The sequence below is a fragment of the Niveispirillum sp. genome (assembly GCF_017996735.1).
Lineage (GTDB): Bacteria > Pseudomonadota > Alphaproteobacteria > Azospirillales > Azospirillaceae > Niveispirillum.
In genome coordinates, this window is record NZ_JAGOGJ010000043.1 from 23640 (window position 1) to 49219 (window position 25580).

Here is a 25580-nt window from a genome sequence, read left to right on the forward strand (position 1 = left end):
AGCCTGGGCGGAGGCGCAGTTGCAGCGCATGGATGTCAGCCAGCCGCTGATGTTCATCGTACAGATGGCGCTGGCCCGGCTGTGGGACTCCTGGGGGGTGAAGCCGCAATCGGTGATCGGCCATAGCAGCGGCGAATATGCCGCCGCCTGCCTGGCGGGCATCCTGTCGGAAGCGGATGCCCTGGCCCTGGTCGCGGCGCGCGGCCGGTTGATGGACCAGACGGCCCCCGGCGGCATGCTGGCCCTGCGCAACAGCGAAAGCGAGGTTCGCCCGTTCCTGAACGACCGGCTGTCCTTGGCCGTGGTCAATGCCCATGACATGTGCGTGGTGTCAGGCCACGAGGATGCGCTGGTGGCGCTGCAGACGCGGCTGGCCGGGATCGGCGTGGAGTTCCGCCGGCTGCGCGTGTCGCGGGCCGCCCATTCCTGCACGATGGATACAATCCTGGCGGAATTCGCCCAGGCCGCATCCGCCATAAGCTTCCATACGCCGCGCATCCCCTATGTCTCCGGCATGACCGGGCAGAGGGTGGAGGCCGATCTGGTGTCGCGGCCCGATTACTGGGTGCGGCATCTGCGCGAGGCCGTGCGCTTCGCCGACGGCATCGGGCGGATGCTGGCCGACACCGACCTGGCCCTGCTGGAGATCGGGCCCGGTAATGCATTGGGGACCTTCGCCAAGGCCCATCCCGACGCCGATCCGCTCCGGCCGGTCATCTCCTCCCTGCCCCATCCCGAACATGACGCGGAAGCTGAGGATGCCTTCATTACCCGTTCCCTGGGCCGGCTGTGGCAGGCGGGCGTGGCGGTCGACTGGGAGACCTATGGCGCCCAGGCCGGCGGCGGCCGCAAGGTGGCGCTGCCGACATACCCGTTCCAGCGGCGGCGCTGCTGGATCGACCCACCGGACGGATCGGGCACAGCCGCCCCCACCCGCGTCCGGCGCAAAACCGATCCGGCCGACTGGTTCCTGGCGCCGGTCTGGCGCCGCAGCCCGCCTTTGCCGGCCGCCGCCGACGGACCGGATCATGTGCTGCTGTTCACCGGCCCAGATGGCACGGGCGAACGGCTGGCCACCGATCTGGAAACCCGAGGTACCAGCGTCATCCGCGTGTTGCCGGGAGAACGCTACGCCGCGCCCGTGAACGGCCGTGCCAGCCTGTGCCCGGACGCGCCGGAGGATTATCGCCGCCTGCTGGCCGACCTCACCCCCGCACGCCGTGCCATCATCCATGCCTGGTCGCTGATCCAGCCGGCGGACGGGATGATGGACGATGCCGGGACGGCCAGTGAACGGCGGCTGGGTTTCCACAGCCTGTCCCTGCTGGGCCGCGCGCTGGGCGACGGGACGGCACATGACATCACCATCCTGACCGCCGGCCTGCATGATGTGACCGGCGAGGAAGCCCTATGCCCGGACAAAAGCCTGATTGCCGGGCCGGCTATGGTGATCCCGCAGGAATACCCTTCCCTGCGCACCTATCTGATCGATCTGGTGCCACCCGCTGCCGAATGCCAGGCCGAGGCGCGGCTGTTCGCCCAGATCCGCGCCGAACTGGCGGCGGACACGCGGCCGGCGCGGCTGTGCCTGCGCGCTGCCCATCGCTGGCTGCCCAGCTATGAGCCACAGCGGATCGACCGCACGGGCGCACCCCGCCGGGCGATACGGCCCGGCGGGGTGTATCTGATCACCGGCGGGCTGGGGGGATTGGGGCTGGAGATTGCCGGCCATCTGGCCCGCACGGCGCAGGCGCGGCTGGTGCTGGTCGGGCGCTCCACCTGGCCGGCACGGGCGGAGTGGGAGGGCTGGATCGCCAGCCACGGCACCGACGACCAGACCCGGCGCGTGCTGGAACGGCTGCTGGCGTTCGAATCGGCAGGCGCGGAAATCCGTCTGCACACCGCCGATGCCGGCCGGCTGGATGCGATGGCGGCTTTGTTCGACGCGGTGGAGCGGGAATGGGGGCCGATCAATGGCGTCATCCATGCCGCCGGCGCCATTGGCGCCGACACCCACCGGCCGCTGGACGAATATGACGCGGCCCAATGCGCCGCCCAGTTCGCGCCCAAACTGGACGGGGTACGGGTGCTGGACCGGCTGTTGCGCGACCGGGACGTGGATTTCTGCGTGCTGATGTCCTCCATCGCGTCGGTGCTGGGTGGGCTGGGCTTTGCCGCCTATGCTGCCGCCAACGCCGCCTTGGATACAGCCGCCCAGGGGGCCGAGCGGCTGTGGCCCGGCCGCTGGCTGGCCATGAACTGGGATAGCTGGCGGGTGCGCGACGATGATGGTCGTGGCCCCGGCCAGCTTCTGCGCCTGCTGGAAATGTCGGCGGCAGAAGGTTTGGACGCCTTCCTGCGCGTGCTGCATCACGGCACGGCGGCGCAGACCCTGGTGACGCGCGGCGACCTGGGGCCGCGCCTGCTGCAATGGATCGACTTGCCCCGCCGCGCGCAGACCACGCCGCCGGTCCCGGTCCCCGTCGTCGCCATGGGCGATGTACAGGAAGGCATCATCACCATCTGGCGCCGGCTGCTGGGCCATGACCGGATCGGACCGGACGATGATTTCTTCGATCTTGGCGGCCATTCGCTGCTGGCCACCCAGGTGATGGCGCAACTCCGCCACCTGTTCGGCATTGCCCTGCCGATGAGCGCGCTGTTCCGTCACCCCACCGTGCGCGCCCTGGCCGACGCGGTAGAGGCGGCGCGCACAGCCCCCGCCGCCGATGCCGACCCGTCCCTGCCGCCGCCCCGCCCTGCGGGGGAACCGCCGGTGCTGTCCTGGCCACAGCAGCAATTGTGGATCGTCAGCCGGCTGGACCCCAACAACGCCGCCTACAATGTGCCGCTGGCGCTGCGCCTGACCGGCGATCTGAACCGTGATGCGCTGGGCCTGGCACTGAGCGAGATCGTGCGCCGGCATGAGGTGCTGCGCACCTGCTTCATCGGCCGCGACGCCCAACCGCGCCTGCTGGTGCAGCCGCCGGCACCGGTGCCCCTGCCGGTACTGTCGCTGCGTCCCCTGGAAGGCGACACGCTGGCGGTGGCGGAGCGGGAATTGCTGGATGAAGAAGCCTCCCGCCCCTTCGACCTGGAAGCGGGGCCGCCGCTGCGTGCCTGCCTGCTGGACAGCGGTGACCAGCACCATGTGCTGCTGCTGGTGATGCACCATATCGTCACCGACGGCTGGTCGATCACCCTGTTCATGAAGGAACTGGTCGCACTGTACGGCGCCTTTGCGGGCGGCAAGCCATCGCCTCTGGCCGAACCGGCGGCGCAATATGCAGACTTTGCCCATTGGCAGCGCCACAGCCTGGGCGCCGACATGCTGGCCCGGCAATTGGACCATTGGCGCACCTACTTGCGCGACCTGCCGGAACGGCACGGGCTGCTGGGCGATTTCCCCCTGCCCGAGGAACGCCATTTCACCGCCGCCACCGTGACGCTGCCATTGCGTAGCGATCTGGCCCGGCGGGTCCGCGCCTTCGCCCAGGCGGAGGGGGCGACGCCGTTCATGGTCCTGCTGGCGGCGTTTCACGCCTTGCTGTTCCGCTATACCGGCATTGATGATCAGGCCGTCGCCATCTCCGTCGCCAACCGCACCCGGCATTGGCAGGAGGAGATCATTGGCTTCTTTGTGAACATGCTTATCCTGCGCACCCGGCCGGATGCCGACACGCCCTTCCGCGCCCTGGTGGCGGAGGTGCGCGACACCGCGCTGGACGCCTTAGCCAATCAGGATCTGCCGTTTGAAAAGGTGGTGGAGGCGCTGCGGCCGCAACGGCGGCGCAACCAGCACCCGCTGGCCCAGATCGGCTTCGTGCTGCAAAACCTGCCTTATGAAAGCAGTCCGCCGGAAGGGTTGCAGATCGGCTTTGTCGAAGCCAACAAGAATGCCAGCCAGTTTGATCTGGTCTGTTCGGTGACCGAGGTCGGAGATGATCTGGTGCTGAGCCTGGAATATGCCACCGAGCTGTTCCGCCGCGACAGTATCGAACGCATGGCCCTGCATTACCGCACCCTGCTGGACGGCGCGGTTGCCGCCCCCGACACGGTGCTGGCCCGGTTGCCGCTGCTGCAAGCCGATGAACAGGCGGAAATCGTCCAGGGCTGGAACCGCGATCCGGCCCCGGTGCCCGCCGGCATTCTGCCGTCCCCCCCGCCCGATGTCCCCTGCCGCAGCTTTATCGACCTGTTCGACTGCGTCGCGGCTGCCCGGCCTGATGATATCGCCATCCGGTTCGGCACGCGCAGCCTCAGCTATGCCCGGCTGCGGGCCGATGCCGACCGTGTGGCCCGGCATCTGGCCGGATTGCCGGACGCCGCACCGGTCTGCGTGACCTTGCCGCGCGGGCCGGAACTGGTCATTGCCTTCCTGGGTGTCCTGAAGGCCGGCAAGGTCTATGCCCCGCTGGACCCGGCGGCCCCATTGGCACGCCGGCAGGATATCCTGGACGATCTCGGCCATCCGCTGACGCTGGATACCGCACTTCTTGACCGCATCCTGTCCGGCCCGGCGGCCGCTCCGCCGGCATCGGCGCCGGCAGCGGACGCCCTGGCCTATATCATCCACACCTCCGGTTCCACCGGCCGGCCGAAGGGCGCGATGCTGGCCCATGGCGGGCTACTGGCCCTGGCCCTGGAACAGCGCCGGCTGCTGGGGATCGGACCCGGCGACCGCGTGCTGCAGATGGCCAGCAGCGGCTTCGACGCATCGGTCTGGGAATTCGTCATGGCATTGGGATCAGGTGGCGAACTGGTCATGGCCCCGGCCGAGGAATTGCTGCCCGGCCCCGCCTTGGTCGCCCTGCTGCATGACACCGGCATCACCCACCTGACCATCACGCCGTCGGCCCTGGCGGCACTGCCCCGGCGTCCGCTGCCGGCGCTGAAGGTGCTGGTCGCCGCCGGTGCCGCCCTGCCCGCCGATCTGGCGCGGCAATGGGGACGGGATCGCACGCTGATCAATGCCTATGGCCCGACGGAAGCGACGGTCTGCACCACGCTGGCGCCCTATGGCGACAGGGGGGAGAAGCCGCTGATCGGCCGGCCGCTGCAGGGCTGGTCGGTGTTCATCCTGGATGCCGCGGGCAACCCGGTGCCAGCCGGCGTGCCGGGACAGTTGCATATCGGTGGTGTCGGGCTGGCGCGGGGATATTGGCGGCGCCCGGACCTGACCGAACGGCAATTCTCCGATCATGCGGTGGCCGGCGAACGGCTCTACGCCACCGGCGACCGCGTGGTGTTCCGCCGGGGCACCGAAGAAGGCGGTGCGGCAGCGATCGAGTTCCTCGGCCGCATCGACGAACAGATCAAGCTGCGCGGCTTCCGTGTTGAGCCGGGCGAGGTGGAGGCCCATCTGCGCCGGCATCCGGCGGTGGCACAGGCGGCGGTCATCGGTTATCCGCACCGCGATCCCACCGATCTGGCCGCCTATCTGGTGCCGGCGGCCGGCATCGCCGCCGAGGGGCTGGCCGCGCGGTTGCGGGCCGATCTCGCTGCCCTGCTGCCCGATTACATGATACCCGGTTTCTTCGTGGCGATGGATGCCCTGCCCCTGAACAGCAGCGGCAAACTGGATCGTGACCGGCTGCCAGATCCGCGCGCCGCCTTCGCCGAGGATGATTACCGTCCGCCACAGGACGGGGTGGAGGCCAGCCTCTGCGCCTTGTGGCAGGAAGTGTTGGGCATTCCCCGCGTCGGTGTCGGCGCCAGCTTCTTCACGGCCGGCGGCACCTCGCTGCTGGCGGTGGAGATCATGGCCCGGATTGAGCGGCATTTCGATGTGGTCCTGCCAACGGCCGCCCTGTTCCGGTACCCGACCGTGGAGACGCTGGCACGCGCGCTGACGGCACTGATGCGGGACGCGGGGCATGATGCCGGCCTGTGGTTTCCCCTGGTCCGTTTGGCCGGGGACGGACCCGCAATTCCCAGCTTCTGGTTCCCCGGTGCCGGCGGCAGCGTGATGTCGCTGGCGCCACTGGCCCGGCATCTGGGTGGGCAGGCACCGGTCTATGGGCTGCAACCGGCCGGGTTGGATGGCATCACCCCGCCACTGACCGACATGGCGGAGATGGCGGGCCGCGCGGTTGCGGCGATCCGCAGCGTGCAGCCCGCCGGCCCCTATCGGCTGGGTGGCCATTCCTTCGGCGCCAAACTGGCCTTCGCCGTCGCCCAGCATTTGCTGCACGACGGCGAAGCGGTGGAGTTGCTGACCATCATTGACGGCTATGCCCCCGGCCCCACCCTCCTGGCCGCAAACGGGGTGCCCCACGATGGCGAATGGCTGGCGGCACTGGTCGAGGAGTTGGCGGCGGCAGCCGGAAAGCCCTTGCCCATCGGCCAGAACTGTTTCGCCGGGCTGGACGGCGATGCCGCCCTGGAACAGGCGCTGGCCCTGATGCAGGATGGCGGCCTGCCTGCCATCAGCCCCACCCAACTGCGCGGCATGGTCAATGTGATGCGGGCCTGTGGGGCGATGGATTACGCGCCCACCGACGCGCGGCCGGTCCGGCTGCTGCTGCTGCGCGCGGCCGAAACGCTGGACCGGTCCGACCGCCACCTGCTGCCCGCAGCACTGACGGGCGACGATCTGGGATGGCTGCACTATGCCGATGGTCCGCTGGCCGCCTGCACCGTGCCGGGCAACCATTTCTCCATACTGGCCGAGCCATCGGCCCGCAGGCTGGCCGAATGCTGGCAGGAAGTGCTGACCGGGAGGCCGTGCAATGCAGATGGATGACGGTAACCCGCGTCTTCACGAAACCGACACCAACCGCCATCGCGTGAAGGATCTGCGGCAGCCTGGAAGCAGCCTGGAACAGGATACGAAATCGCCGCCTCGCCGTGCATAAAGGCAAGCTGGTTTCCGGACGCCGGGCCTATGGCACGGACACGCACAACCCGTCCAGTTCCAGTGTCAGCCCGATCTGACAGGACAGACGCGAGCCCGGCTCCCGCCCGTCGATGCAATCCAGCATCGCCTCCTCATCCGCGCCGGGTGGTTCCACCCTTGCCAGCCATTCCGGTGAAAGAATGACATGACAGGTGCCACAGGCGGCAGCGCCGCCGCACATGGCCTCCACCTCCTCCACCCCGGCGGTGCGCAGCGCCGTCATCAGGCTGTCACCCGGCGCCACGGAGAGATGCCGGTCGGAAACGGGACTGGTGATGATGATCTTGATCATGGTGTGTCCACGGGGTTGGTCAGGCCACGGGCCAGAACAGCGTCAACTGACGCGGCTGATGGAACTCATATCCCTCGGGCGGGGTTGATGCGTTCCTGTCCACCGACAGGGATGGCAGCATTTCCAACAAACCGGTCAGCGCGATGCGCGCCTCCGCCTGCGCCAGACGGAAGCCCAGGCATAAATGCGGGCCCGTGGCGAAGCCCAGATGCGCCGACAGGTTCGGCCGGTCGATATCGAAACGGGTCGGGTCGGGGAAGACCGACGGATCATGGTTCGCCGCAGCCAGCATGCAATTGACGATGGATCCTTCCGGCAGGGCAATGCCCTTATAGACCGTGTCCGCCACCACATGGCGCGTTGCCGATTGCACCGGCCCCAACCAGCGTATGGTTTCATCCACAACACGGGGGATCAGGCCGGCATTGGCGCGCACACGGTCGAAGATGGCCGGGTGCTGTGACAGGGCCCAGAGGCTGTTCAGGATCAGTGCTTCCACCGTTGAAATGCCGCCGAAGAAGATGATGGACAGATTGCGCCGCATCTCTTCGTCGCTGAGCGCGCGGACGGCATTGCCGGACAGGATGTCGGCCAGAACCGTGGACCCGGTCCCCGCCCGCGCCGCCGCCATTTCCGCCGTCAGGTAATCATGCAATTCGACCACGCTGGCCTGTGCCTGTGCCTCAATGACCGGGTTGCCGGTGAAATTGGCAAGCGCCGCCTCGAAACTGTCATACCAGGCGCGCAGGCGGGGTTCGGCGGCGATGTCGAGACCGAAGCACAGCAGGATGGTCTGGATCGGCAGACGACTGGCAAAGGCGCTGCGCAGTTCCACCCGGCCGGCAGCGGCGAACCCCGCGATCAGCGACCGGGTGGCGTTGCTGATTTCCGCCTCCAGCCGCTGGCGGATGTTGGGCGGCATGAAGATGGGCTGCAGGGCGCGGCGATACCGGCTTTGTTCGGCGCCTTCGGATGTCAGCATATGCGTGCCGAAGGTACGCTGGATCACCGAATGATCGGATACGGTGGTGAAACGCGCCGTATCCATGATGATGGCACGCACATCCTCATATCGGGTGGCCATCCACATACCCAATTCCGGCACGCGGACCAACGGCGCCTGTTCCCGCCACGCGGCATAAAAGGCGTATGGATCGCGCGACAAATCATCCAGTTCCATCACGGCCTTCCCGAAAATCCCGACTGATCGACAGGCCTGAAGGATAGTGCCATTCCGCCGACGGAAGGCGCCCAGTTACAGACATGCAAACGTGATCTGTGACATAATCCGTCCCATATCGAACGAATGGTGATGGAGTCCGCCAGTGATCGATCCGGAAGGCCGCAAGATCCTTCAAGAATTGCTGAAGGATGGACGCTTATCGAATGTCGACCTGTCGAAACGGGTCGCCATGTCCGAATCCTCCTGCCTGCGCCGCACCCGCGCGCTGGAGGAGGACGGGGTGATCGCCGGATACCGCGCCGTGGTGCAACCGGAAAAGCTGGGCTATGCCGTGTCGGCCTTCATCCTGGTCAATCTGGACCAGCGGGTGGAGACCCAGACCCTGGCCTTTCAAAATCTGGTCGCCCGTGATCCGCGCATTGCCGGGGGGGCCGCCATCACCGGTGTCCATGATGTCATTTTGCATGTGCATGTGCGCGACATGGATGATCTCAGCCACCTGACCATGGATACGATCCTGCAACTGCCCAGTGTGCGGGATGTTTCCACATGCATCGTGATGCGGGAGTTCAAAGAGGATCGGGGGCCGCGCCTGTAGGGTCCCCTACCCCGCCGCTTTGGCTCCGGCAGGGCGCAGGTTGCGCATTGCGGCTTCGATCCATTCCGCGATCAGATCGGGATAGTCGGTGCTGGCCCGATGGTCCCCGGCCCGGCCGAACAGGCGCGGCAGGGCGCCGTTGATGGCGTCGATCATCAGCCAGGACAGGACATTGGCACCGACAGCGGTCGACACCAGCCCGCGCCTTTGCCAGTCCTGGCAGGATTCCAGGGCAAAGCTGTTCAGCGGTTCATAGACGGCTGCCCATTGCGTCTGGTCCACACCCGACACGGTGGGTGAGTCGAGCCGTTCCAGCACGGACCGGTGATGCAGACACACGGCATAATAGTTGCGGACAATGGCCCGGATGGCATCGGCCAGGGAAAGATCGGCCTGCGGGATGGCGCGCAGGGCCACGGCCGTTTCCTGCACCACCTCCCGCATGATCTCCACCACCACCTCCTCCTTCGACTTGAAGTGAAGGTAGAAAGCGCCTTGGCTGAGCCCGGCCAGTGCCACGACGTCCGACACGCGCATGGCCGCGAAGCCCTTGTCCACGATCACCTGCCGTGCCGCAGCCAGCAATTCCGCCCGCCGGACCTCCGGCGGGGAGGTACGGGGCCGCTTCGGGGCGACGGATTGCGGCGGGGCAACGGACATCACGGGCCTCTGACGCTGACGGAAACAGGGTGGCGGAAGCGGCACATGCCAATCTTCGTGAATGTCCCTCTTGACAGCGCATCGAGGATGAGTCAACCCTGGCCTCGTTAATGACTGACAGTCAGTCGATATGAGGATTGATCGGTATGCGTGTCTTTGCCGGGGCCATTTCCGCGGAAACCAATGTGTTCTCCCCGATCGTGACCGATCTGGAGAGCTTCCGCACTCAGCTTTACATCCCGGCCGGTGGCCTGCTGGACAATGTTGCGGTCTGGCCGGCGCCAATGCAGGGGTTCCGGGAGGTTTGCGCCGAACAGGGCTGGACGTTGGCAGCGGGCCTGTGCGCATCGGCCCCGCCCGGCGGGCTGGTGCCGGCGGACACGTTCCGGAGCCTGCTGGATACGCTGCTGGCCGATCTGGCCGCCGCCATGCCAGTGGATATGGTGGCGTTGAGCCTGCATGGCGCGATGAGTGCGGCCGGTTGCGATGACTGCGACGGGGAGATCCTGGCATCCGTGCGGGAACTGGTCGGTCCGGACGTGCCCGTGGGCGCCGTGCTGGACCCGCACGCGCATCTGACCGACCGCATGGTGGCGATGGCCGACCTGCTGGTCTTCTTCAAGGAATATCCCCACACGGACGTGATCCCGTCGGCGCGGGAGATGCTAAACCTGCTGGGCAGGCGGACCGCCGGCACGATCAGGCCCGTCGCGTCGGTGTTCGACTGCCGGATGCTGACCTTCTTCTTCACCGACCGGGAGCCGATGAAGGGTTTCGTGCAACGGATGCGGGCGCTGGAGGGACGCGACGGCATCCTGTCCATCTCTCTGGTCCATGGCTTTCCCTGGGGCGACAATGCCGATATCGGGGCCAAGATGCTGGTCTATGCCGACGGCGATGCGGGCGCCGCCGCCTGTGTGGCGGCGGACCTGGGCCGGGCCCTGTTCGACCTGCGCGGCGACACGATGCCGGAAACGGCGGGTCTGGACGATATCGCGGCCCGGATACGTGATGTGCGGGACCGTCCCGTGGTACTGGCCGATGTGTCCGACAATCCCGGCGGCGGGGCCCCAGGGGACGCGACCTTCCTGTTACAGGCGTTGCTGGAGGCCGGACTGGACGATCTGGTCATCGGTCCGGTCTGGGACCCCTATGTCGTAGCGCAGGCCTTCGGGCTGGGTGAAGGCGCGCAAAGCCGTATCCGCATCGGCGGCAAGGTGTCCCCCTTCTCCGGCCCGCCCCTGGACCTGGATGTCCGGGTGGAAAGGCTGCGGCGCGGGGCGGTGCAGGAGGTCGACGGCTGGCCCTGGCCATTGGGCGATATGGCCCTGCTGTCGGCGGGGCGGACGCGCATCGTGGTCGCCTCCCTTCGCACCCAATGCATCAACACGGACGTCTTCACCCAGGTTGGCGTCGATCCCGCCGTCTGTCCCATCGTGGTGGTGAAGTCGGCCCAGCATTTCCTGGCGGCCTTCGCGCCCTTTGCGGCGGCCGTCCTTTATGTCCGGACGCCGGCGGCCCTGTCGCTGGACGGCGATCCCGGCCGTTACCGGCATCTGCGGCGCCCCTTATGGCCGTTCGTTGCCGATCCTTTTCAATAACCGTCCTTGGCCCAAGCCGCAGGACAGATAATCATCGGAACATGGAGGCGAAACATGCGAGTGAGGGAGCCTGGTCACATTTGGCCGCGCGGCGACCGGTTTAAAAGGTCGCTGCTTCTGTCAGTTTTTGCCATCACGCTGGTCCCCGGCGTGCAGGCACAGAGCACTGATAAGGACGGCCGGGAATATCTGCAGGAAATCATCGTCACCGCCCGCAAGCGGGCCGAACGCGCCATTGAGGTGCCGATCTCCATGAGCGTGATCGGCGGCGCCGAACTGGTGGCGCGTGGCGTCAACAATACCCGCGACCTGGAATTCGCGGTGCCTAATCTGGCCGTCACCGGGGTCGATACCTCGATGAATCCCAGCTTCTCCCTGCGCGGCATTTCCAGCGATGCGCGCAATGTCGGCTTTGAAAGCGGCCTGTCGCTCTATGTCGACGGGGTGTACACTGGGAGGCCCAGTTCCTTCAACCAGGACATGCTGGATGTGGAACGGATCGAGGTGTTGCGCGGTCCACAAGGTACCCTGTTCGGCAAGAACACGACCGCCGGTGCGATTAATATCATCACGGCCAAACCGACCGACACGCCGACCGGCAATGCCGAGCTTCAGATCGGCAATTACGACATGGTCCGCGCGCGCGCATCGGTCAGCGGCCCGCTGGTGGAAGGCAAGGTGCAGGCCCGGATCGGCGTCTTCCACCGCGAACGCGACGGCTACCAGACCAACCTCTACGATGACAGCGACATTTTCACCGAGGATGCGACGGGTGGGCAGGCCAAGCTGGCCTTCCAGCCGAACGAAAGGCTGTCGCTGACCCTGGCCGCCGACCTGCTGAGCGAGAAATACCGGCCCAATGTCAATGAGATGACGCCCGGCAGCTTCGGTGCCACGGGGGTGCCGCGCCAGGTGGATATCGATGCCGACGTGTTCCAGAAGCGGGAAATCCGCGCCGGCAGCCTGAATGCGGAATATGACCTGGGGGCGGCGACGCTGACCTCCATCAGCGCCTACCGTACCACCGACACTTCCTTCCTGTCCGACGATGACGGTTCGCGCCAGCCCTACCTGACCTCCGCCTTCGCCGATGATCAGAGCCAGTTCTCCCAGGAACTGCGCGTCGGCGGCACGACGGGCGCGCTGACCTATGTGATCGGCGCCTATTATCTGGATCAGTCGGCCAGCAGCGGCCGTAATTCCACCATTCCGCCCGGCACCCTTCTGGGCCCCATCGGGGTGACGGTGGCGCTGGATGCCAATGTCGATACCGAAAGCTACGCCGGGTTCGGGCAGGCGGATTATGCCCTGACCGACAAGGTGAAGCTGACGGCCGGCCTTCGTTACACGCATGAGAAAAAGGATGTCGACATGGACCTGATCGGGTCCCCCCTGTTCGGCATCACCACACTGAAGACCCGGCAAAGCCGCAGCGACGAAAGCCTGTCGCCATCCGCCGCCCTGTCCTATCAGCCCACACCGGACGTGAACCTCTATGCCAAGGTGACACACGGGTTCAAGGCGGGCGGGTTCAATGCCGATTATGTGGCCAACAACCAGATCGGCTTCGCACCGGAAAAGGTGTTGGCCTATGAGGCGGGGTTGAAGATGGTGTCGCGGCCGGCGGGCGTGCGGCTGGACCTGGCCGCCTTCCGCATGAATTATGACGACCTGCAGGTCATGCGGTTCCAGACCTTCGGCGGCTTTACCATCTCCAACGCCGCGTCGGCGACCATCCAGGGTGTGGAAGCCGATCTCAGCTATTCCCCCATCGCGCCGCTGACCCTGACGGCCAGCGCCGGTTACCTGGATGCGACCTTCGACGCCTTTCCCAATGGTGGGGGCGCCGGGGTCGATTACGACGGCAACCACCTGCCCAGCGCGCCCAAATGGACCACCAGTCTGGCCGGCGAATACCGGGTTCCCGTGGCCGACCGCACGGACCTGAGCTTGCGCGTGGAATATACCTACCGGGCGGCGCTGTTTGTGGATGCCGACAATGCGGCGGCATCCCGCCTACCCGGCTTCGGCCTGTTCAATGCCAGGCTGCGGATGGATTTCGATGATGGCCGCTGGGCGGCGGAGATCTGGGGCAAGAACCTGGGGGACAAGCTTTATGTCAATGACACAGGCGGCACGCCGCTTTCCGGGCTTCTGGGCCAGCAGACCATCTCCTATGGTACGCCCCGCACCTATGGCTTGCGCCTTGCGGCCCGGTTCTAGGGCCATGGGGCGGGGGAGGCCCCTGCGACTGCTGGCGGGTGCCCTGGTGGGTGCCCTGGTGGGTGCCCTGCTGGCAACCGGCACGGCCAGGGCGGATGACGCCCTGCCCGGCTGGCTGGACCGGACCGCCGGCCACATCATCGAACAGGGGCAGGCGTCGGGCATGGCCATCGTGCTGCTGGAAGGCGGGCAGCCGGTGATGAGCCGGGGGTACGGCTTTGCCGATGCCGCCGGCACGGTGCCCGTCGATCCGGCGACCACCCCCTTCTCCATCGGGTCGATCACCAAATCCTTCACGGCGACAGCCCTGGTGCGGGCCCAGGCGGCGGGGACCATCGCGTCGCTGGATGATCCGGCAGACCGCTACCTGAAGCGGCTGAAACTGGGCACCGCATCGCAGCGCGGGCCGACGGTGGGGGAATTGCTGTCCCATCGCGGCGGCCGGGACGAAAGCATCTACAAGCTGGCGACCCTGGCCCCCGTCGCCCTACCCCTTCCCCCGGCGGAGATCACCCGACGCGTGCCGCCGGCCGTGCGGCCACCCGGAGAGATGGCGGTCTATTCCAATGCCGGCTTCGGCCTGCTGGGCATCGTACTGGAAGATGCGGGGGCCGGGCTTTACGGCGACATCATCCGGCGGGACGTTTTCGCACCGCTGGGCATGGACCGCAGTTTCGTCCGCTACGACCCCGCCGCCCCCATCGCCGAGCCGGCAATGCTGGGCGGCGGGCAACGTGAGGCGGTGCCGCAGAACTGGGCCTATCACCCGTTCATCCTGCCATCGGCCGGCATCGTTTCCACGGCTGACGACATGGCGCGCTTCGCCGCCGCCCATCTGTCGGCCGATCGGGGAACGGACAATGTCCTGCTGTCCGCAGCCGATGCCAGACGCATGCATGGCAATTATTTCCGCAACGCACCCGGCGTGTCGGCCATGGGTCTGGCCTTTATGGTCCAGGACTGGAACGGCGTGCGCGTTGCGGAGAATGCCGGGTCGGGGCCGGGCTTCCAGGCGCTGCTGATCCTGTTGCCCGATCGGGATATCGCCCTGGTGGCGCTGATCATGGGCGGATCGACGGAAGCCGGCCGGTCGTTGAACATGTTCGACCTGCGTCATGATTTCCTGACCCAGGCGCTGGGACCCTTTCGTCCTGCAACGCGATCACCATCGGGACGGCCGCTGTCTCTTTATGCCGGCCTCTACCGTGCCGAACGGCGACCCCACACATCGGTGGAAACGCTGCTCAACCCTGGGGCAGAGATCAGGGTGGAGGCGGCGGGCGACAACCTGATCATCAATGGCGTGACGGGATTCCGTGAGGTGGATGACGGCATCTTCTGGCGGGAGGGGCCGAAGCCCTTCGTCCCCTCTCCCGGCGATGCTGACCTTTACGCCTTCAAGCGGGGGCCGGACGGGGCCATCGCCTATGTCACGCCGCACCTGTCGGTCGATATCTTCCGGCCCGTAGCCGTGTCCCGCGGCACCTGGGCCATCCTGGCCCTGGTGGGCATCGCGATGACGGCCAGCGGTCTGGCCCTGCTGATCCCCGCCTATGGAAGCAGCCTCGGCACGGATGCACGGGCAGGTCTGGCGGGGCTGGCCCTGTCTTCCCTCTGTCTGCCGCTGATCGCCTGGCAGGGCTTCTTCACCAATCCGAACCTGATGATGCAATGGGCGACCGGGGATGTGACACCGTTTGCCGTGCTGGCGGCGACGGCGAATGTCACGCTGCTGCTGACCCTGGCCGCCCTGCTGCTGCTGGTCCGGCGGCTGGCGGGAACCGGGCGGGTGGTGTGGCCGGCACTGGTGCATGCGCTGCTGGCCGTGGCCGGCGGGGCCATGCTGTCGGCCTCGCTGGCGGCCCATAACCTGATCGGGTGGAACATCCCATGGTAGCCGAACCTTCCACAGGCCGGGCGGCGGCATGGCAGCATCTGGCCTATGCCCTGCCGGCGCTGCCGCTGACCATGATGTTGCTGCCGGTCGGGTCGATCATCCCCGGCTATTACGCGAAGTACACGGCCACGACCATGGCCGCCATCGGCTTCGTCTTCCTGGTGACGCGTATCTTCGACGCCGTGATCGACCCCGCCATCGGCTATTGGAGCGACCGGACGCGGCATCTGCGGGGTGGGCGCAAGGGCTGGATCGGGGCCGGGACGATTGTCTGCCTGTTCGCCACATGGTGGCTGATGACACCGCCGCCGGATGCGGGCATGCCCTATCTGCTGGCATCGACCATCGCGCTGTTCGCGGGCTGGTCGCTGATCGAAATCCCCTACCGGGCCTGGAGTGCGGAACTGTCCCGTGATGAACGCGTTCGGTCGCGCCTGTCGGCGCTGGTTGGTGGGCTGGGGTCGGCCGGCACCTTCATCTTCATGGCCATCCCGTTGCTGCCCGTCTTCGACAGCAGCGCCATCGGCCCGCAGACGCTGGGCGCCATGGCCTGGGCCATCATCATCCCGCTGCCCTTGCTGGTGGCACTGGCCTTTGTGCTGGTCCCGTCCGGCCATGTCGTGGCGGCTGGCCGCACCTCCATCGCCGATGTGGTGAAGGCATTGGGCCGGAACCGCCCGCTGCGCCTGTTCGGGCTGTCCATGATCCTGGGCGGCATGGGCACGGGCGTGTTCACGGCGCTGTTCTTCCTGTTCGTGGATGGCTATCTGGGCCTGGGGGAAAGCTTCGCCCTGCTGTTCGTGGGCAGTGCGGCGGCCAATATCCTGGCCATGCCGGTCTGGCACGCGCTGGCTGTGCGCTGGGGCAAGCACCGGGCGCTGGCCGCGTCCTGGATCGCCGTGGCGCTGGTCCAGGTGGGGATCGGGCTGGTCGGGCGGGGCGATCATGCCTTTGCCGCCATGCTGGCCCTGTCCGTCGCCTATGGCATGGCGGAAGCCGCGACCAAGATGACGCCCTATGCCCTGCTGGGCGACATCGTCGATTACGAGACGCTGCGCAGCGGCGTAAACCGGGGCGGCAGCTTCTTTGCCGCCATGGCCTTTCTGTCGAAGCTGAACTTCGCCGTGGGTGGCGGCTGCGCCTTCCTGCTGCTGGACCTGCTGGGCCAGGACGTGAAGACCATCGCGGGCGGCCAGGCCACCGGTTTTCTGGCCGTCTTCATTCTGCTGCCCGTCCTTTTGTGGTTGCTGGCCGGACTGTGTCTGGCCCGGTTCCCGCTGGACCGGCGCCGGCAGGACATCGTGCGCCGCGCCATCGACCGGGCCATGGCCCGCCGGGCCTGAGCCTTTCCATTTCCATCCTGCCAAGGGGTTCACGATGCAGACCCGTGACCTGCCGATCATCCATCTGTCCGGTTCGCCGCGACAGCGGGGCCGGGTGCATGGCGAAAGCCTGCGCCCGCAGATCCACGAACATGTGCGGCGGCATTACGACTATGTCGCCGATTATTTCGGACAGAAGCCGGACGATTACCTGAACCGTTTCGCGGCCTGGTCCCGCCACGCGGACTATCTGGCGCTCCATGCCCCTGACTTGCTGGAGGAGGTGGAGGGCCTGGCCGAAGGGGCCGGCCTCTCCCGTCGCCAGGCGTTGCTGATGCAGCTGGTGGACGAGGAATGGGCCTTCGGCTTCTACACGATGCGCCCGGCCCGGCCGCGCCAGAAATGCACGGCCTTTGGCGTGACGGGCGCCAACGGCACCCATGCCGGCCAGAACATGGACGTCCCGCCCTTCCTGGATGGGCTGCAGGCATTGCTGCATATCCGGGACGAGGAAACGGGCGTGACGTCCCTGGTCTTCACGGTGGCGGGGCTGATCGGGCTATGCGGTGTGAACAGCGCCCCGCTGGGCCTGTGCTGCAACGCCCTGAACCAGTTGACGCCGGGACCAACTGGCATGCCGGTTTCCTTCCTGGTCCGCCACCTGCTGGCGCAGGGAAGCTTCGCCGATGCCGTCCGCTGCCTGATGAACAGCCGGCACGCGACGGGACAGAATTACGTGCTGGCCGGGCCGGGTCAGGTGCGGTCCTTCGAATGTTCGGCGGGCCGCGTCGTCGAGCATGTCGATCCGGAAGCTGTTCATTTCACCTGTCATACCAACCATGTCCTGGCCAGTGGTGATCTGGACCGGTACGAGGCGCTGATGCGGGAGATCCCGGCGGATGAACGCCCCACCTACCGCAATTCCGGGCAGCGCTTTGCGTCCATGCGCAACCGGCTGCTGGCGGCTGGCACGGATATCACGCTGGACGACCTGAAGGCCGCGCTGTCGGCCCATGACGACCCCCTGAACCCCGTGTCGCGAACAGAGCGTGACGTGAAGGGCAGCGCCATCGGCTTCACTGCCGGATCGGTGATCTATGCGCTGGACCAGGGCCCCACCCTGCATGTCGCCTCCGGTCCTCCCTGCCAGACACCTTATGAAGCCGTGGATGTGCATACCGGTCGCCGTCTCGCCAGATGATTCAACAGGAAACATCCCAATGAAACGCTTCACCCTTTCCCTGGCGGCGCTGCTGCTGACCGCCGCGACGGGCGCGGCGGCGGGCCGCGACTGCCATATCCTGCTGACCAACGATGATGGCGTGGCCGGTCCCGGCCTTGCCGCCATGGCAAGCGGCCTGGACGGGCTTTGCACGCTGCTGGTCGTGGCGCCGGACCGGGACCGGTCGGGTGCCGGCCATTCGCTGGATGCCGCGCGCGACGGGCTGCTGGTCAGCCCGGTGGCCCTGGCCGACGGACGCCCCGCCTTCGCCGTGTCCGGCACCCCGGCGGAGGCCGTGGCGCTGGGCCTCCTGGCGCTGAACCAGGGGCAGAAGATCGACCTTGTCGTGTCGGGCATCAATCCCGGCGAGAATACCGGCAATGCCGTTTATTATTCCGGCACGGTGAATGCGGGCATGGAGGCGCTGCTGCGCGGCACGCCGGCCATCGCCGTGTCGCAGGACCGCGCCCATGGCAAGGATTTCACACAGGCCGCCGCCCTGGCCCGGAAGCTGGTGGAACGCGCGCTGGACCGTCCCTTGCCGCCGGGCACCATGCTGAATGTGAACCTGCCGGCCGCGCCACGGGGCGCCCCGGTCCTGAGCGCCGCCGGTGGCAGCACGGTGGCCATCCAGCGCCTGGACCGCGAGGATCTGGGCGACGGCAAGGCCCGGTACCGCGTGGTACTGGGGGAAGCGCCGCCCTGCACCGACGGGGATGCCTGCGCCTATCGCGCCGGGCGGACCACGGTCAGCCCGCTGACACTGGACCGCACGGCCAGGGACAGCATGACGGATATCGGCCGCTGGCTGGAGGATGTGCGATGAACCGCCCGCCCAATCACGCCCTGCTGGGCCTGCCCGGCGGTCGCCAGCAGATGGCCACGCCGGCCCTGCTGCTGGACCTGGATGCGTTCGAGGCCAATCTGGCCCGCATGGCCGCGCATTGCCGGCGCCATGGCATCGCCGTGCGGCCACACGCCAAGACGCACAAGTCGCTGACCATCGCCCGGCGGCAGATGGCGGCGGGCGCTGTCGGCCTGTCCTGCGCCACGCTGGGGGAGACGGAGATGCTGGCCCACGGCGGCATCCCGTCAATCCTGATCACCTCGCCCGTCGTTACCGCTGCCAACCTGCGCCGCCTGGGGATGCTGACGGCCGGGGACAGGGAGGTGATGGTGGTCGTGGACCATCCCGACAATATACAGGCCCTGTCCGGCCTGGCGGCCGGGCTGTCCCGGAAACTGCGCGTGCTGATTGACCTGGATGTCGGCATGGGACGCACGGGCGTGGTGCCGGGGCCCGCGGCGCTGGTGTTGGCCGATCTGGTCGCGGCGGCGCCGGGGCTGGCCTTTGCCGGGATACAGGCCTATGCCGGCCATCTGATGCATGTGCCCGGCACCGCGGCGCGGGAACAGGCCTGCATTGATGCCATGGCGCCGGTGGCCGAATTGCGCCGGCACTGGGCACAGCAAGGTCGGACGGACCTGATCTTCAGCGGCGGCGGCACCGGCAGCTTCGATATCGACCCCGGCATCGGCGTGCTGACGGAGCTGCAGGCCGGGTCCTATCTGTTCATGGAACGGATGTATGAAGGGGTGTGGAGCGGCAGCGACGAAGCGGTTCCGTTCCAGACGGCGCTATGGGTGCAGGCCAGCGTGGTCAGCACCAGCCGGCCCGGTCACGCCACCCTGGATGCCGGGTTCAAGGCCGTGTCGCCGGAGGCGGGGCCGCCCCCGGTGGCATCGGGTCTGCCGCCGGGCAGCGTCACCACCTATCTGGGTGACGAACATCTGGGTGTGACGTTGCCGCCGGGCGCTGCCGTGCCGGCCCTGGGCACGCCGGTGACACTGGCCATTCCCCATTGCGACCCGACGGTCAACCTGCACCGGCATTATCATGTCGTGCAGGGCGACCGTCTGATCGATCTCTGGCCCATCGAGGCGGCGGGAAGCCTGCCCTGACGGAACGGTCCCGGGTATCAGCTCGATTGATACCCGAAGACCGATTTCATCTCCGTATAGTCCAGGATGCCGTGCAGGCCCCATTCCCGGCCATTGCCCGACTGCTTGTATCCACCGAAGGGGGCGGCAATGTCAGGCCATGCGCCGTTGATATGGACATTGCCCGTGCGCAGCCGGCCGGCAACCGCCCGCGCCCGGTCGATGGAAACGGAGTGAACATGCGCCGACAACCCATAGATCGTGTCGTTGGCGATGCGGATCGCGTCCTCCTCGTCACCATAGGGGATGATGGAGAGGACGGGGCCGAATATCTCCTCCCGCGCGATGGTCATGTCGGGGCGCACGTCGGCGAAAATCGTTGGCCTTGCATAGCAGCCGCGGTCCAGCCCCGCCGGACGGCCGGGTCCCCCGGCCATCAGCCGTGCCCCCTCCGCCACACCCTGTCGGATCAGGGCCTGCACGCGGTTGAATTGCCGTTCGTTGGCGAGGGGACCCAGGCTGGTACCGTCGGACAGCGGGTCGCCGACGATGATCGCCTCCGCCGTTGCCGCCGCCAGCGCGGCCGCACGGTCATGCCAGACAGCGGGCACCAGCAGACGGGTCGGCGCGTTGCAGGACTGCCCGCTATTGAGGAAACAGGCCTGCACGGCACCTGGGATCACGGCGTCCAGGTCGGCATCGTCCAGCACGATATTGGCCGACTTGCCGCCCAGTTCCTGGGTCACGCGCTTGACCGTAGGCGCGGCGGCGATGGCGGCCGCCACGCCGCCGCGCTGTGATCCGGTGAAGGACACCATATCGACCAGCGGATGGGCGCACAGGGCCGCCCCAGCCTCTTCCCCGCTGCCATGAATCAGGTTGAACACGCCGGCCGGCACGCCAGCCTCTTCCATGATCCGGGCGAACAGGGTGGCGCTGAGCGGCGCCAGTTCGGAGGGCTTCAGCACCATGGTGCAGCCCGCGGCCAGTGCCGCCGCCACCTTGGCGCAGATCTGGTTCATGGGCCAGTTCCAGGGCGTGATCAGGGCGCACACGCCCACCGGTTCGCGCACGATGGCCGTCGTTCCCTGTATCATCAAGGGCTGCCAGGTCTTCAGTTCCGCCACCGCCTGGGCCAGATGGCCAAGACCGACCGCCGCCTGCAAGGACAAGGCGAAACCGTGCGGCGCGCCCATTTCCGTGGTCATGGCGGCGGCCAGTTCGGGCATCCGCGTCTGATAGACGGCGACGATCCGTTCCAGAAGGGCCCGCCTTTCCGCCACGCTAGTGCGGGCGAAGGCGGGAAAGGCACTGGCGGCTTTCGTCACGGCGCGGTCCACGTCCGACGCATCGGCCAAAGCCACCTGCCCGACCACCGTATCGGTGGCCGGATTGACGATGGGCAGGCGCCCCGTGCCCGACGGGTCGACCCAACGCCCGCCCATGAAGAATGACATGCAGTCCGACATCTGATCCTCCCCTTGTTCGTTCAAGCCACCTGCGGCGCGGTCCGGCCGACCAGGCGCGCATAAAGATCGGGGTCGGTCGCCCCTTCGGTATTGATCACCAGAACCCGCGAGGCGGCGTTCAGGCCCAGTTGCTCGCGCCAGGATGCCCACGCCAGGACAGTCATCAGCCCCGCCAGGCTGGCGGCCCCGGACTCCCCCGCCACGATGCCGGGATCGTCTCCCTGCGGCCAGGCGAGCGCCCGCATGGCGGCGGGGGCCGCGTCATCATCGACGGACAGGAAAAAATCCGCCGCCCCGCGCAGCACCTCCCAGGCCAGCGGCGATGGCCGGCGGCATTCCAGCATGGCGTAGATGGTGGTTACGTCGCCCCCCACCTCCGCGATCCGGCCCTGGACAGCGCTTTGCAGCAGGCAGTCCGCCGCCACCGGCTCCACCACCGTGATGATGGGACCGGCCCCCGGCAGGCGCGCGCGCAGATGCCCGGTCATGGCGGCCGCCAGCCCGCCCACGCCCGCCTGCACGAACAGATGGCTTGGCGGGCCGCCCAGTGCTTTCATGCCGGCCAGAACCTCGTCGGCAATGGTGGTATAGCCGCGCATGATCAGGCCGGGGATGGGATCTTCGGTGTCGGCCGCCGTGTCGGCGACCAGGGTCCAGCCATTGATTTCCGCCTGCCGCACCGCTTCGTCGACGCTGTCATCATATGTGCCGGGGACGCGGATGATTTCCGCCCCCAGGGCCGCGATTTTGCCGGCCCGCGCCGCGCTGACACCTTCATGCAGGAAGACGATGCTGCGGGCGCCGAACAGGCGGGCGCCAGCCGCAACGGAGCGGCCATGATTGCCATCGCTGGCACAGACAAAGGTGCGGGTCGCTGCCAGGGCGCGGACCCGGTCGCACATGATGGCATCGGGTCCGACCCCTGCCGCCTGCATCAGGATCTCGGCGATGGCATAGATGCCACCCAGCGACTTGAAGCTCTCCAGCCCCAGCCTTTGCGCCTCATCCTTCACCATCAGCGCACCGATACCCAGTTGGCGGGCCAGGGACGGCAGCGGCAGCAGCGGCGTCGGGCGATAGCGCGGACAGGCGTGCAGCAGGGCCAGCACCCGCTCCGCGGCCGCGGCGCCAACATAGTCTGCCACCAGCCGCGACAGCGGCTCGCCGGGCCGGCGGCCCGGATTGGCAATCAGTTCAGCCATTTCAGCACATCCCGGCACGACGAAGACCATGGGGCGGAAGGCGACCCGCCCAGGGGAAGGCGCGCTCCAGTTGGGCCGACAGGGCCAGCAGCCCCGCCTCCTCGCCGAAACGCGCGACGATCTGGGTGCCGATGGGCAAGCCGCCGGCCGACAGGTGCAGTGGAAGCGACGCCGCCGGCTGTCCCGTCACATTGAACTGCATGGTAAAGGGCGCAAAGGCCAGCAGCCGGGCCAGATAAGCCTTTACCTCCATCCCCGGCGCATCCCCGGCGAACAGGCCCAGCGGCGGCGCGGTCACGGACAGGGTGGGACAGATCAGCATGTCGTAGCGGTCGAAGAAGGCAGCCACCAACCGGCTGAACCGGTTCATCATGTCCAGCCCCCACAGCAGGGTATCGGCCGACTGCCAGGCGCCATCTTCCACAATGGCCAGGGTGGCGGGCTCCAGCGTCGTGGCATCGACCGGCCGGGTCAGCGCGATCGACAAGGCGCGCGCCGCGTGATGCAGGTTGGCGGACCAGATGACGCGGATCATGTCGATGAACATCTCCGCGTCGAAATCCAGCGCCGCCTCCTCGACATGGTGGCCAAGGGCCGCGCAGCGGGCGGCGGTGTCGCGGGCCGCGGCCATGATCTCCGGCGCCACCTGCCCGGCCAGCGGGCTTTCCGTCACTAGCGCCAGGCGCAGCGGGGCCGGATCGCCGGCGATGGCCTGGGCAAACGGCATGGATGGCGGGGGGCAGCCATAGCGGGCCCCCGCATCCATGCCCGCGGTCGCGTCCAGGACCAGGGCGCTGTCACGCACCGTGCGGGTGATCACATGCGCCGCCGTCAGGCCGCTATTCACCTCACCTGCCGCCGGGCCGACCGGGTTGCGGCCCCGCGTCGGCTTCAGTCCGAACACGCCGCAGCAATGGGCCGGGATGCGGATCGATCCGCCGCTGTCGCCGGCATGGGCGATGGGTACTGCCCCCGCCGCCACCGCCGCCGCCGCCCCGCCGGACGAACCGCCGGTGGAGCGGGACAGGTCCCAGGGATTGAGCGTGCGGCCCGTGGTCACCGGTTCCGTGGTGAAGGCACTGCCGAATTCCGGGGTGGTCGTGCGCCCCAGGGCAACAAGGCCGGCCCGGCGGTAGCGAAGCACAAGGGTGCTGTCGGCGGACGGGATCATCCCCGCCGCCAGCCGCGACCCCAGTTCCTGCGGCACCCCGGCCATGGCGGCACCGATATCCTTGATCAGGATCGGCACACCCGACAAGGGCCCCGGCTCCGGCGGCCTGGGCGGTAGCGGCGGACCGACGCGGAAGTTCAGAACATCATTCGACGCCTTCACGGCGGAGGCTGCGATGGCCGCCACCTCTGCAGCCGACACCTCACCCTGCGCGATCAGGCCCGCCAGCCCGACGGCATCCAGGCCGGCATACTCCCCAACATCCATCTCACCTTCTCCGGGCCATGCTCTGGTAACGACCAAACCATGGCACCTCAATTGACTGATTGTCAATCAGTCAATTGAGGTGCCATGGTCACCGGCAGTGATATGAGCCGCCGTTCCGCTCATACTGTCCCGTCGATCGGAACCGCTCCCGGGCCTCAGGCGACGGCACCAACGTCCGTCGGCGCGGAGTTCCCGTGCCGCAAGGATGAAGGGCCGTAAGGGCGGCCGATTGCTTCCGACACCCTGGATAGTGAACCACATGTGATCACGAGCCGCTTTGGCCGGCTACCATGGGCAAGCCCGGAAGGATTGAAATAGTGACCGTAGCGGCAATACGTATGCCGTCAGACCGGCGCTTCGCGTCGTGATGCGTTGGCGACCCTGAAAAGTTGGATGCCGCCGGCCAGAGTCGCCAGCGGCACAAGACCCAGGGCCCATCGCAACCCCTCACCATCGGTAAAGGGTGACAGCAGATCGCTGCCATAGCCGACGATCATGGGGGCGGGCACGCTGGCGCCAAGCGCGATCAGCAACAGCATCACCGCCGTCGCCATGGCCCGCATGTTGGGGGGGCTCTTCAATTGCAGGATCGTCAGGATCAGGGGGGAGTTGGTGATCAGCAGGGCATAGCCCAGGACCAGGAATATGATGAATCCGCTGAAGCTGCCGGCCAGCAGGCTTGCCGTGAAGCACAACGCCGACAGCAGCAGCAGCACCGCAATCACGCGCAACGGCACCCAAAGTCCGCGGCGACCGAAATGGTCGGTGGCCATGCCGGCCAGGATCATGCTAGCCCCGCCAAGCCCGGCGATGCCGAACCCCATGGCATTGCCCACCTCCGCGCTGCCCACCCCGAAGCTGCGCACCGCATAAGAAGGGGCCCAGGCCAGCACGGCGAAGACGCCGATATTACTGAAGACGGCGGCAATCACCGCTTGCCTGAACAACGATATCCGCCAGAGATGGGCCATGGTGCGGAACAGGGACAGCGACAGGACCGGTGCCCCCGGCCCTGTATCCTGACGCCCGCGCACGGGTTCCCGCACCGTCAGCATCAGGATGATGGCCAGCACCACACCCGGTATGCCCGCCGCCAGGAAGGTATGGCGCCAGCCCAGCCATTCATTCAGCAGGCCACCCAGCGCAAAACTGACCAGGATGCCCAGCGTCGATCCCGAACTGAGGATGGCCATGGCGGTGGCCCGGCGGGCGGGGGGAAAATAATCGCTGATCAGGGAGATCGAGGTGGGTGTCGATCCGGCCTCCGCCACCGAGACACCGACCCTTGTCAGGGCCAGTTCGACCAGATTGGCGGCCCGCCCGCCCAGTGCCGTCATCAGGCTCCAGATGGTCAGGCAGACCGTCAGGAAGCGCACCCGGTTCACCCGGTCAGCGACATAGGCCATGGGGATGCCCAGGATCGCATAGAAGAAGGCGATGGCGGGGCCTGCCAGCAGGCCCAACTGCCCGTCGGTCAGATCCAGATCCCGCTTCACATCCTGCGCCAGGATGCCCAGAATCTGCCGGTCCGCCATGTTCATCACATAAACGGCATAGAGCATTCCCAGCACATACCAGGAATAGCGGGGAACCGGTGCCGGCGTCGGCGGACCGTCGGGCTGCATGGCATATCC

16 protein-coding genes (1 of these 16 only partly in view) are annotated in these 25580 nt (G+C 67.3%); 9 read left to right on the top strand and 7 right to left on the bottom strand.

Annotation, left to right across the window (positions count from 1 at the left end):
- On the top strand, positions 1–6745 hold the 3' portion of the coding sequence (locus KBA48_RS15075) for a non-ribosomal peptide synthetase/type I polyketide synthase (RefSeq protein ID WP_292907757.1). The gene continues 1763 nt to the left of window position 1, outside the view; only the last 6745 of its 8508 coding nucleotides appear in the window; its start codon lies off the left edge, out of view; the stop codon is at positions 6743–6745.
- A 139-nt stretch (positions 6746–6884) separates the two neighbouring features.
- Here KBA48_RS15075 and KBA48_RS15080 read toward each other — a convergent pair whose 3' ends face one another.
- Both KBA48_RS15080 and KBA48_RS15085 read right to left on the bottom strand, forming a co-directional pair.
- Positions 6885–7190 carry a 2Fe-2S iron-sulfur cluster-binding protein gene (locus KBA48_RS15080; RefSeq protein ID WP_292907759.1) on the bottom strand — a complete coding sequence of 102 codons (306 nt, stop codon included), beginning with the start codon at positions 7188–7190 and terminating at the stop codon, positions 6885–6887.
- 19 nt (positions 7191–7209) lie between these two features.
- Positions 7210–8370 carry a cytochrome P450 gene (locus KBA48_RS15085; protein ID WP_292907761.1) on the bottom strand — a complete coding sequence of 387 codons (1161 nt, stop codon included), beginning with the start codon at positions 8368–8370 and terminating at the stop codon, positions 7210–7212.
- A gap of 145 nt (positions 8371–8515) precedes the next feature.
- On the opposite strand from KBA48_RS15085, the gene KBA48_RS15090 reads away from it, so the two are divergent.
- The gene (locus tag KBA48_RS15090; RefSeq protein ID WP_292907763.1) at positions 8516–8971 is read left to right on the top strand and encodes an Lrp/AsnC family transcriptional regulator; all 456 of its coding nucleotides are present in this window, start codon (positions 8516–8518) and stop codon (positions 8969–8971) included.
- A gap of 6 nt (positions 8972–8977) precedes the next feature.
- Here KBA48_RS15090 and KBA48_RS15095 read toward each other — a convergent pair whose 3' ends face one another.
- On the bottom strand, positions 8978–9631 hold the full coding sequence (locus tag KBA48_RS15095; protein WP_292907765.1) for a TetR/AcrR family transcriptional regulator: 654 nt from the start codon (positions 9629–9631) through the stop codon (positions 8978–8980).
- Between the two features lie 146 nt (positions 9632–9777).
- Between KBA48_RS15095 and KBA48_RS15100 the strand changes: the two genes are divergently transcribed.
- From KBA48_RS15100 to KBA48_RS15130, 7 genes are all read left to right on the top strand, one after another.
- The gene (locus KBA48_RS15100) at positions 9778–11232 is read left to right on the top strand and encodes a M81 family metallopeptidase (protein WP_292907767.1); all 1455 of its coding nucleotides are present in this window, start codon (positions 9778–9780) and stop codon (positions 11230–11232) included.
- 150 nt (positions 11233–11382) lie between these two features.
- Positions 11383–13455 (top strand): TonB-dependent receptor, encoded by a 2073-nt coding sequence (locus KBA48_RS15105; protein ID WP_292907769.1) that lies wholly within the window; start codon positions 11383–11385, stop codon positions 13453–13455.
- 4 nt (positions 13456–13459) lie between these two features.
- Complete coding sequence (locus tag KBA48_RS15110; RefSeq protein WP_292907771.1) at positions 13460–15352, top strand: serine hydrolase; 1893 nt, start codon at positions 13460–13462, stop codon at positions 15350–15352.
- Positions 15346–16695 (top strand): MFS transporter, encoded by a 1350-nt coding sequence (locus tag KBA48_RS15115; RefSeq protein ID WP_292907773.1) that lies wholly within the window; start codon positions 15346–15348, stop codon positions 16693–16695. Before KBA48_RS15110 ends, KBA48_RS15115 begins: the two co-directional genes overlap by 7 nt.
- A gap of 34 nt (positions 16696–16729) precedes the next feature.
- Positions 16730–17875 carry a C45 family peptidase gene (locus KBA48_RS15120; RefSeq protein ID WP_292907775.1) on the top strand — a complete coding sequence of 382 codons (1146 nt, stop codon included), beginning with the start codon at positions 16730–16732 and terminating at the stop codon, positions 17873–17875.
- A gap of 19 nt (positions 17876–17894) precedes the next feature.
- Positions 17895–18722 carry a 5'/3'-nucleotidase SurE gene (gene surE / locus KBA48_RS15125; RefSeq protein WP_292907777.1) on the top strand — a complete coding sequence of 276 codons (828 nt, stop codon included), beginning with the start codon at positions 17895–17897 and terminating at the stop codon, positions 18720–18722.
- On the top strand, positions 18719–19858 hold the full coding sequence (locus KBA48_RS15130) for a DSD1 family PLP-dependent enzyme (RefSeq protein WP_292907779.1): 1140 nt from the start codon (positions 18719–18721) through the stop codon (positions 19856–19858). The genes surE and KBA48_RS15130 overlap by 4 nt, the downstream gene beginning before the upstream one ends.
- 17 nt (positions 19859–19875) lie before the next feature.
- Here the strand turns inward: KBA48_RS15130 and KBA48_RS15135 are convergent, their stop codons facing one another.
- The 4 genes from KBA48_RS15135 to KBA48_RS15150 all read right to left on the bottom strand — a co-directional run.
- Entirely contained in the window at positions 19876–21306 is a 1431-nt protein-coding gene (locus tag KBA48_RS15135) for an aldehyde dehydrogenase family protein (RefSeq protein WP_292907781.1), read from the bottom strand.
- A 20-nt stretch (positions 21307–21326) separates the two neighbouring features.
- Positions 21327–22508 (bottom strand): diaminopropionate ammonia-lyase, encoded by a 1182-nt coding sequence (locus KBA48_RS15140; protein WP_292907783.1) that lies wholly within the window; start codon positions 22506–22508, stop codon positions 21327–21329.
- 1 nt (position 22509) lies between these two features.
- Positions 22510–23946 (bottom strand): amidase, encoded by a 1437-nt coding sequence (locus KBA48_RS15145; protein WP_292907785.1) that lies wholly within the window; start codon positions 23944–23946, stop codon positions 22510–22512.
- Positions 23947–24290: 344 nt separating this feature from the next.
- Positions 24291–25580, bottom strand: a 1290-nt coding sequence (locus KBA48_RS15150; protein ID WP_292907787.1) for an MFS transporter, incomplete at its 5' end; no start/stop codon positions are given.

Excerpts from the sequence above, each read along its gene's own strand:
- KBA48_RS15140 (WP_292907783.1), bottom strand. The coding sequence starts at position 22,508 with ATGGCTGAACTGATTGCCAATCCGGGCCGCCGGCCCGGCGAGCCGCTG.
- KBA48_RS15145 (WP_292907785.1), bottom strand. The coding sequence starts at position 23,946 with ATGGATGTTGGGGAGTATGCCGGCCTGGATGCCGTCGGGCTGGCGGGC.
- KBA48_RS15120 (WP_292907775.1), top strand. The coding sequence starts at position 16,730 with ATGCAGACCCGTGACCTGCCGATCATCCATCTGTCCGGTTCGCCGCGA.
- KBA48_RS15135 (WP_292907781.1), bottom strand. The coding sequence starts at position 21,306 with ATGTCGGACTGCATGTCATTCTTCATGGGCGGGCGTTGGGTCGACCCG.
- KBA48_RS15095 (WP_292907765.1), bottom strand. The coding sequence starts at position 9,631 with ATGTCCGTTGCCCCGCCGCAATCCGTCGCCCCGAAGCGGCCCCGTACC.
- KBA48_RS15080 (WP_292907759.1), bottom strand. The coding sequence starts at position 7,190 with ATGATCAAGATCATCATCACCAGTCCCGTTTCCGACCGGCATCTCTCC.
- KBA48_RS15130 (WP_292907779.1), top strand. The coding sequence starts at position 18,719 with ATGAACCGCCCGCCCAATCACGCCCTGCTGGGCCTGCCCGGCGGTCGC.
- KBA48_RS15085 (WP_292907761.1), bottom strand. The coding sequence starts at position 8,370 with ATGGAACTGGATGATTTGTCGCGCGATCCATACGCCTTTTATGCCGCG.
- KBA48_RS15100 (WP_292907767.1), top strand. The coding sequence starts at position 9,778 with ATGCGTGTCTTTGCCGGGGCCATTTCCGCGGAAACCAATGTGTTCTCC.
- surE (WP_292907777.1), top strand. The coding sequence starts at position 17,895 with ATGAAACGCTTCACCCTTTCCCTGGCGGCGCTGCTGCTGACCGCCGCG.
- KBA48_RS15115 (WP_292907773.1), top strand. The coding sequence starts at position 15,346 with ATGGTAGCCGAACCTTCCACAGGCCGGGCGGCGGCATGGCAGCATCTG.
- KBA48_RS15110 (WP_292907771.1), top strand. The coding sequence starts at position 13,460 with ATGGGGCGGGGGAGGCCCCTGCGACTGCTGGCGGGTGCCCTGGTGGGT.